The organism is uncultured Slackia sp. (genome assembly GCF_944321625.1).
GTDB lineage: Bacteria > Actinomycetota > Coriobacteriia > Coriobacteriales > Eggerthellaceae > Slackia.
In genome coordinates, this window is sequence record NZ_CALUMA010000037.1 from 1 (window position 1) to 8,184 (window position 8,184).

Sequence of the window (8,184 nt, forward strand, 5' to 3'; positions counted from 1 at the left end):
TTCATCGGCATCCTGATCGAGCACTTCGCAGGCAAGTTCCCCACGTGGCTCGCGCCGTGCCAGGTCAAGGTGCTTCCCGTGTCCGAGAAGTCGCGCGAGTACGCCCACCAGGTGGCCGACAAGCTCGAAGCCGCCGGCGTGCGCGTGGTGGTGGACGACCGCGACGAGAAGATCGGCTACAAGATCCGCGAGGCTCGCGGCATCGATCGCGTTCCCTATATGCTCATTCTGGGCGCCAAAGAGGCGGAAGAGGGCAACAGCTCGGTGCGCGACCGCAGCAACGAGACCGTCCAGATGTCCGTCGAGGATTTCCTCGCCCAAATCACGAAGGAAATCGCCGACCGCGCGTAAACGGCGTTCGCTGGGATACAATACAAGCCGCTCGAAAGGGCGGCTTTTTTAATGAAGGAAGGAGGTTCGGTTTGGCTGCGGGAACGTATTCGATCCGCGCGATGGTCTTGCGCAAGACCAAACTGGGCGAGACCGACCTCATCCTCACGTTGCTCGCTGAAGACGGACGCCTGGTCAAGGCCGTGGCGAAAGGGGCGCGCAAGCCTTCATCATCGTTCGCGGCACGACTCGATGTGTTCTGCGAAGCCGATTTGCTTCTTGTGCGCGGTAAAAGCCTCGATATCGTCAAGGAGGCTCGTCTGGTGGATGCGCACCGCGGCGTGCGGGAGGACGTCGAGCATGCCGCCGCCGCTGCTCCGGTGGTCGACCTGATGGCGCGTCTTGCCCAGCCCGACCTCGAATCTCCGAAACTGTATGCGCTTACCTCCTCGGCGCTCTCGACTATGGCGCAGGCCGACTCCTCTGCGGCGCTCGCCCTGTGCGCCGCGCACATGCTCAAGGCGTTCGCATTCGCGGGCTTTCGCCCCAGCTTCGACCGCTGCGTGGTATGCGGCGCGCGCATCGATCTTTCCGGCTCGACGGCGTCTTCCGGGTTTGTGGCGTTCTCGCCGGCGGAAGGCGGCGTTGCCTGCCAGGGATGCCTGCTGTTCTCTGACTCGAGGCGCATACCCGTGGATGTGCTTGCACATGCGAACCGTCTGCTGCTTTCGACATTTGCGGATATAGCCGCGGCTCCCGAAAGCCGCCGTTTGACCTTCGAGGTGCTTCATCTGTGTCAGGCATGGGTGCGCGAGCATGTGGGTTCGCGTCTCAAGTCGCTCGAATTCCTGTTCACATGCGGTTTGTTTTAAGAAAATGACCGTTGCGGTGCGGGGCGTCTCCCGGGTACAGTGGTCGCATGAAGCCTGATGAAAGGGGAGTGCGCCATGCTTGACGACTTCATCGTCCAATACTGCAAAAACGATCTTCGCGACCTTTCCGGGTTCGACCGCACGGAGTGCATCTCGGTCGAACTGGGCCATTTCGTCGCTCGCGCGTACCCCGACCACGGGTGCGTGAACGACCTGGGAACGGTCCATGGCGGGTTCTTGCTCGCGCTCGCCGACATGGCGGCAGCGGGCGCGGCTGACAGCTACGGCAAGGCGAACGCCACCATGACCGTTTCGGCGAATTTCCTTCGTTCTGTCGATGTGGATGTGGACTATTTCGACATCGACGCCACCGCCGTGCACGTGGGAAGGCGCACCATGGTAATCGAGGTGGTCATGACGAGGCCTGACGGCAAGATTGCGTTTAAGGCGACGTACACGATGGCCGTGTTGGGCGAGGAGCTTCTGCCTCAAACCTGGTAAACCTGAAAAGTCTCGTATCCTGTAGTGGAGCCGTGCGGGTTTGGCCCGCGGAGCATCTGGTGGTTTTTGCCCTGTGCGGGGCCTTGCGTCTTGGGGTGGGGCAGCGTCATGCACGGTGCGTCATGCACGGTTACGGAGGTTTTGGGGGCGCTCGGCGATGCGCGTGCGGTCAGCCGGACGCCCTTCGTATAATGGCCGGCATGGCTACTACAGAAAAAATCGCAATCATATGCGTAGGAAACCGCTTGATGCTCGACGACGGGGCTGGCCCTGCCGTCTATGACGACTTGCACGAGAACTATCGCTTCCCCGACAACGTGAGCCTCATCGATGCGGGCTGCATGACCATGGATCTGCTTCCCGTGGTCAAGGAGTACGACTACCTGGTCACTGTGGATGCGGTGGACGGAACGGGGGAGGAGCCTGGCACGGTGTTCCGTTTCGCTCCGGAGGATATCGCGGGTCATGGCGTCATGCAATCGCTGCACGATATGCGTCTCATCGACCTGCTTAACGCCGCCGCTCTGCTGGGCTTCGATGCCCGGGGCATGTGCTTCGGCGTGCAGGTGGAGAACATGAATCCAGCCGTGGTGACCGAGGGACTGACGCCTCGGGTCTATGACGCGCTGCCCCTGCTGCGCGATGCGGTGCTCGCTCATCTCATCGAGCTGGGCGTAGCGTTCCTCAATGCTGACGGCACGCCTTTCGTGCCGCCTACGGGGAAGGCTCCGCGCGTTGAGCCCGCTCCGGTTTCATGCGGCGGTTCCGACGAGATAGAGCTTGCTGCGTCGGCAGCGCCTGTAGCGGACGCCTGCGGATCGACGTCTGCGGCGGGGTGCTCTTCGAGCGGCAGGGAGGAATAGTCCGATGTCCCAAAAGAAAAAGCGTTCGAGCGAAGCGACGGGGTCGGAGCTTACCGACGAGCAGATTCGCGCCGAGGAGAAGTTTCTCAAAGGCGTTCCGCGCGTGAACATCGCCGCCTTCCTCATGCCCGCCATCTGGGGACCGGCGCATGGCATCTGGGTAACGATTCTCTATTACCCGCTGTGGCTTCTGGCGGATAACTGCTTCGTGAGCGCCTTCGTCGCGCGCACGCCGCTCTCCATCGCGTTCGCAGCAATCGTCGCCGTGGCGCTCTTCGCCATGACGCTTGCGTTCTCGATTATCTCGCAGCCGCTCGCGCTCCATCGCGCGGTTGATATGGGCGTGTCGAAGGAGACGTATCTGCGTAGGCAGCGCATTTGGGCGATAGCCATGGGCATTGTGGTCGTCGTGGCGCTGTCGGCCGCAACCTATTACAACCTGTGTATCAATCCCGAGATGCTGGCGGCGATGAAATAGGCGCCACACGACGCGAGGTGGCTGCCCATTTGGCAAATCCGTTGCCTATTCGCCATCTTGCGAGGGCGGCCGTCCTGTACTATTCAGCGATAGGAATTTTGACGCGACGCTCGCCGGCGTTGCGGGCGCCGAACCGGTATTGTGGTCGTTTCGGCGACTTCTTCCGCAAAACCACTATTCCAGGCGACCTTTTTGCGGGTCGCCCAGTTTTTGAAACGAGGAACCATGTCTGAAGAGCAGCCTGTATCGCTTGTGGAGCCGCCCAAGAAGAAGCTTCCGCTTCCTCTGAAGATTCTTGCGGTCATCCTGATCGCCATCGGCGTGCTCTTCTTGCCGCTGATCGCGTTGGTCGTGGTGGCCATGCCGTTCGCGTTCGAGCAGGCGAGCGAAACATACGGCACGATGACTATCGTCATCGTCATCGTGGAGCTTGTCTTGATGCTTGTTACGTCGGCGCTCTATATCCTGCTCGGCGTGAACATGCTGCGCGACCGACGCCGCTATGCCCGTCAGCTCATCGAGGTCACCATCACGCTTTCCATCGCGCAGTTCCTCTGCGATGTGATGCTCGTGGGCCTTTCCGCGGTGGACATCTGGGCGCTGGTTCGCCTGGTGGCCGCCATCGCCCTCATGGTCTATATCGACCCCTCGCTTTCCGAGGAACGCCAGCTCAAGCGCAAGCTGCGTGACATGGAGACGCGCGAGCGCGCCGAGGAGGGGACGCTCGGGCGCGACGAGACCGGCAAAGGCTATATCGAGCTCGACTTCTTCAACCTGTTCTGGATCTTCGTGGTGGCGAGCGTGCTCGGCCTTGTCATCGAGACCATCTACCACATGGTAGTGGTGGACCCGGGCGTGTACCAGGATCGCACCGGCATGCTGTGGGGGCCGTTCTCGCCGATCTACGGCGTGGGCGCGGTGCTCATGACCGTGGAGCTCAACCGCTTCCATAAGGCCAACTTCATCGTGATATTCCTGGTGAGCGCCGTTATCGGCGGTGCGTTCGAGTATCTGGTCAGCTGGTTTTTGCAGTTTGCTTTCGGTATCGTGGCGTGGGACTACACAGGTACGTTCCTCTCCATCGGCGGCCGCACGAACGGCATGTTCATGAGCATGTGGGGCGTTCTGGGCTGCGTATGGGTGAAGCTCATCCTTCCGCGCCTGCTCAAGCTGGTGAACATGATTCCGTGGAAGTGGCGATACAGCCTGACCACCGTGTGCGCCGCGCTCATGATCTTCGACGCGGGCATGACGCTCCTTTCGCTGGACTGCTGGTACCAGCGCGTGGCGGGCGACCCCATCCAGAACGCGGTGGAGCAGTTCATGGCCGACCACTACGACAACGAGTTCATGCAGAACCACTTCCAGAGCATGTCCATCGATCCCAGCAACTCCACGCGTACGAGCTAGGAAGCGGCAGCACTGGACGCATGGGGAAGTGCGCATGGCGGCAGGAAGTGCGCATCGAAGTGCGCACGCCGCGCTTGAGGCCATCGTCGAAAAGGCTGCCGTCGTTGAGCCCCACATGCGTGCGCGCCGTTCATGCTGCAGTTTTTTCGGGTGGGAGCAAGTATCGAATGCGTCCAGGCTATTGTGACCTGGGAAAACGATTCAACTTGAAGCGTCCTACTGGAGAGGTGCTAGCAAAACTGCAGCATGAAGACTCCTTTCGTGTGCCGAATCTTCAACCGTGCGTCTCCTCCATCGCTTGCGGGGGTCCACGCCACCAATCGCGTGTCCCTCCATCGCTTGCGGGGAATCGTGCGTCCTCAATCGTACGTTTATTCTCTGTCTACAGGAAAAACTCGGTTAAATTGCCGGTTTGACATTGGCGCACGGGCGTGTATACTGGCCGCAGTCCTTTAAGACGGTACAGAGAGACCGGCAAGGCTGTTGCGTTCGACGCCGCATAAGAACGCGAACCACACATAGGCGCCCACACATGAAGCCTTCGCCTCCTGGCCAAGGCGTTTTTTATGCCCTGATTCGGGAGGCAGCCCGTAGAGCCCCAGATGGGCCGCGCGGGCGGCAAGGTCAGGTCTGTACGCACTCGTACACGTAGAGAGGAGAGTGTGTATGAAAGACACCTGCCAGGTGAAATCCGTCGTCATGGATGGCGCGGAGATCGAGCGTTCGCTGACGCGTATCGCCCATCAGATCCTGGAGGCGAACCACGGTGCCGAGAATCTGGCCATCGTGGGCATCGTCACCCGAGGAGACCTTCTGGCCAAGCGCTTGGTCGAGAAGATCGAAGAGATCGAGGGCGTGAAAGTCGATCTGGGAAGCCTCGACATCAGCTTCTACCGCGATGACTTCATGACCAACTTCGCCCCTGCGGTCCACGCGACCCACATCCCCTTTGACATCGACGGCAAGCACATCGTGCTGGTGGACGACGTCCTCTACACCGGACGCACCATCCGCGCCGCGCTCGACGCCCTGATGGACCTGGGCCGTCCTTCCGTCATCCAGCTCGCCGTGCTGGTCGATCGCGGTCATCGCGAGCTGCCTATCCGCGCCGATTTCGTGGGCAAGAACGTGCCTTCGGCGCATGACGAGAACGTACGCCTGTTCCTTGAAGAAGTGGACGGTCGCAGCGCCGTCGAGATTTTGGACGTAGCGCCGGGCAGCCGTGCCGGTTCGGCGCCTCTGGGAGGTGAATAGTCGCAATGGCTTTCAACCACAAGCACCTGATCGACATCACGGAGTACTCCCGTGAGGACATCATGACCATCCTGGAAACCGCTAAGGCGTTTTCCGAGGTCAACCAGCGTGCCATCAAGAAGGTGCCCACGCTGAAGGGCAAGACGATCGTCAACATGTTCAATGAGCCCTCCACCCGTACCCGCTCCTCCTTCGAGCTGGCCGAGAAGCGCCTTTCGGCCGACAGCCTGAACTTCGGCGGCTCTTCCACCGCCACGGTTAAGGGCGAGAGCCTGGTGGACACGGTCGCCACGCTGAACTCCTACAAGATCGACATGATCATCGTGCGCGACAAGCACGCCGGCGCTCCGCACATCATCACGCAGCACAGCCCCGCCGCCGTCATCGACGCCGGCGACGGCAAGCATCAGCATCCCACGCAGGCCCTGCTCGACCTGTACACCATCTGGGAGCACAAGCAGAACTTCGAGGGCCTGAAGGTGGGCATCGTGGGCGATATCGGACACTCCCGCGTGTGCGGCTCGCTCGTGCCCGCGCTCAAGATTATGGGCGCTGAGGTCACGCTCATCGGCCCCGCCACGCTGATGCCGGCTCGCCCCGACGTCCTGGGCGCCGACCACGTGACCGCCGACCTGGACGCCGCGCTGCCCGAGCTCGACGTGGTGTATATGCTGCGCATTCAGCGCGAACGCCTGGAGGGCGCACCGTTCCCCAGCTTGCGCGAGTACCACAAGCTGTTCGGCCTGACCAAGGACCGCGAGCAGCTCATGAAGCCCGACGCCATCATCTGCCACCCCGGCCCCATCAACCGCGGCGTGGAATTCGACAGCTACATGGCCGACCACCCGCAGCGCTCGGTCATTCTGGAACAGGTCTACGCCGGCATCTGCGTGCGTATGGCCGTGATGTATCTGCTCTTGGGAGGTGCCGACAATGGCCTTGCTTCTTAAAAACGCGCATATCGTTGACCCCGCTGTCGAGCTGGACGGCGTGGCCGACGTCCTGATCGAAGACGGCAAGATCGCTGCTGTGGGCGAGGGCCTCGCCGCCGAAGGCGCCGAGGTTCGCGACCTGTCCGGCAAGTACCTGGTGCCCGGCCTGGTGGATATGCACGTGCATCTGCGCGAGCCTGGCTTCGAGCACAAGGAAGATATCGAGAGCGGCACCCGCGCCGCCGCCCACGGCGGATTCACCGGCGTGTGCGCGATGCCCAACACCGACCCCGTGTGCGACAACGGCGTGGCCGTGGGCTACGTGCGTGCCCGCGCCGCTGAGGTGGGCAAATGCCGCGTGTACCCCGCTGGCGCCATGAGCAAGGGACTTGCGGGCGAAATCCTCTCCGAGATGGGCGACATGGTTGCCCAGGGCGCCGTGGCCTTCACCGACGACGGCAAGGGCGTGCAGGACGCCGGCATGATGCGCCGCGTCATGGACTACGGCAAGATGTTCGGCAAGGTCATGATGGTCCACTGCCAGGATGACGGCCTGGTGGGCGCCGGCCAGGTGAACGAGGGCGTCGTGTCCACGCGCCTGGGTCTTCTGGGCTGGCCTGCCGAGGGCGAAGAAATCGAGATCGCGCGCGACATCGCGCTGTGCCGCCTCACCGGCTGCCCGCTGCACATCCAGCACATCACCACGGCCCGCGGCCTCGACATGGTGCGCGCCGCCAAGGAAGAGGGCCTGCCTGTGACCTGCGAGGTCACGCCGCATCACCTGTTCCTGTCCGAGGATGCGCTCGACGGCACCTACAACACCTCCCTCAAGGTGAACCCGCCTCTGCGCACCCAGGCCGACTGCGACGCGCTCATCGAGGGCGTGGTCGACGGCTCGATAGACTGCATCGTGACCGACCATGCGCCGCATGCCGACTGGGAGAAGGCGCACGAGTTCGAGTACGCGCCCTTCGGCATGACCGGCCTTGAGACCAGCCTCGCCCTGGTGCTCACCAACCTGGTGGGCAAGGGCGTCATCGACTACGGCAAGATGGTCGACGTCATGTCCATCGCCCCGCGCGAGATCCTGGGCCTCGAGCCCGTCAAGATCGCCGAGGGCTCCGTGGCCGACATCACGGTATTCGATCCGACGATCGAATGGACCGTGGACGGTGAGGATTTCGAGTCCAAGGCGCATAACTCCGGCTTCCTCGGAGCCGCGCTGATCGGCCGCGCCACCGACGTGTACGTGGGCGGCGTCGCCACGATGATTGACGGCAAGGTCGTCGCCTAACGACCTGACCCCAGATAAAACGGGCCGTATGCATGGCATGCGGCCCGTTTTTTGCGTCCGCGCACGTAATCGGCGCGCCTTTTGCGTACAATAGCGGATATCCGGCGCAAGCCAGGCGTGCGGCCCGTGCCGCATGCTCCCGACAAGTCGACGAAAGAGAGTGGTTGCCTATGTGCACGACCGACGAGGCCAAGGCCTTCGACGAGTGCGCCCGCGTGCTGGGAAACGAGCAGGTGGGTCCGCGTCTCTA

General features: G+C 62.2%; 9 protein-coding genes. All 9 read left to right on the plus strand.

Going from position 1 to position 8,184, the window contains the following annotated elements:
* A partial coding sequence (locus tag Q0J60_RS03345; RefSeq protein ID WP_294438816.1) for a His/Gly/Thr/Pro-type tRNA ligase C-terminal domain-containing protein occupies positions 1 to 351 on the plus strand: 351 nt, incomplete at its 5' end.
* 71 nt (positions 352 to 422) lie between these two features.
* Positions 423 to 1,202: a DNA repair protein RecO gene (gene recO, locus Q0J60_RS03350; protein WP_294438817.1), complete on the plus strand. Its 780-nt coding sequence runs from the start codon at positions 423 to 425 to the stop codon at positions 1,200 to 1,202.
* Between the two features lie 75 nt (positions 1,203 to 1,277).
* On the plus strand, positions 1,278 to 1,703 hold the full coding sequence (locus tag Q0J60_RS03355; protein ID WP_294438818.1) for a PaaI family thioesterase: 426 nt from the start codon (positions 1,278 to 1,280) through the stop codon (positions 1,701 to 1,703).
* 200 nt (positions 1,704 to 1,903) lie between these two features.
* Positions 1,904 to 2,566, plus strand: a complete 663-nt coding sequence (locus tag Q0J60_RS03360) for a hydrogenase maturation protease (protein ID WP_294438819.1) — start codon at positions 1,904 to 1,906, stop codon at positions 2,564 to 2,566.
* A gap of 4 nt (positions 2,567 to 2,570) precedes the next feature.
* Positions 2,571 to 3,044, plus strand: coding sequence for a viscotoxin-A3 (locus Q0J60_RS03365; protein ID WP_294438820.1), 474 nt, complete (start codon positions 2,571 to 2,573; stop codon positions 3,042 to 3,044).
* 225 nt (positions 3,045 to 3,269) lie between these two features.
* Positions 3,270 to 4,454: a putative ABC transporter permease gene (locus tag Q0J60_RS03370; RefSeq protein WP_294438821.1), complete on the plus strand. Its 1,185-nt coding sequence runs from the start codon at positions 3,270 to 3,272 to the stop codon at positions 4,452 to 4,454.
* Between the two features lie 666 nt (positions 4,455 to 5,120).
* Entirely contained in the window at positions 5,121 to 5,708 is a 588-nt protein-coding gene (gene pyrR, locus Q0J60_RS03375) for a bifunctional pyr operon transcriptional regulator/uracil phosphoribosyltransferase PyrR (RefSeq protein WP_294438822.1), read from the plus strand.
* Positions 5,709 to 5,713: 5 nt separating this feature from the next.
* Complete coding sequence (locus tag Q0J60_RS03380) at positions 5,714 to 6,658, plus strand: aspartate carbamoyltransferase catalytic subunit (RefSeq protein WP_294438823.1); 945 nt, start codon at positions 5,714 to 5,716, stop codon at positions 6,656 to 6,658.
* Entirely contained in the window at positions 6,642 to 7,934 is a 1,293-nt protein-coding gene (locus Q0J60_RS03385) for a dihydroorotase (protein ID WP_294438824.1), read from the plus strand. The genes Q0J60_RS03380 and Q0J60_RS03385 overlap by 17 nt, the downstream gene beginning before the upstream one ends.
* Positions 7,935 to 8,184 lie beyond the last annotated feature (250 nt).

Bases quoted from the DNA above. Each gene is read 5' to 3' on its own strand.
- pyrR (WP_294438822.1), top strand. From the start codon at position 5,121: ATGAAAGACACCTGCCAGGTGAAATCCGTCGTCATGGATGGCGCGGAG.
- Q0J60_RS03370 (WP_294438821.1), top strand. From the start codon at position 3,270: ATGTCTGAAGAGCAGCCTGTATCGCTTGTGGAGCCGCCCAAGAAGAAG.
- Q0J60_RS03385 (WP_294438824.1), top strand. From the start codon at position 6,642: ATGGCCTTGCTTCTTAAAAACGCGCATATCGTTGACCCCGCTGTCGAG.
- Q0J60_RS03380 (WP_294438823.1), top strand. From the start codon at position 5,714: ATGGCTTTCAACCACAAGCACCTGATCGACATCACGGAGTACTCCCGT.
- Q0J60_RS03360 (WP_294438819.1), top strand. From the start codon at position 1,904: ATGGCTACTACAGAAAAAATCGCAATCATATGCGTAGGAAACCGCTTG.
- Q0J60_RS03355 (WP_294438818.1), top strand. From the start codon at position 1,278: ATGCTTGACGACTTCATCGTCCAATACTGCAAAAACGATCTTCGCGAC.
- Q0J60_RS03365 (WP_294438820.1), top strand. From the start codon at position 2,571: ATGTCCCAAAAGAAAAAGCGTTCGAGCGAAGCGACGGGGTCGGAGCTT.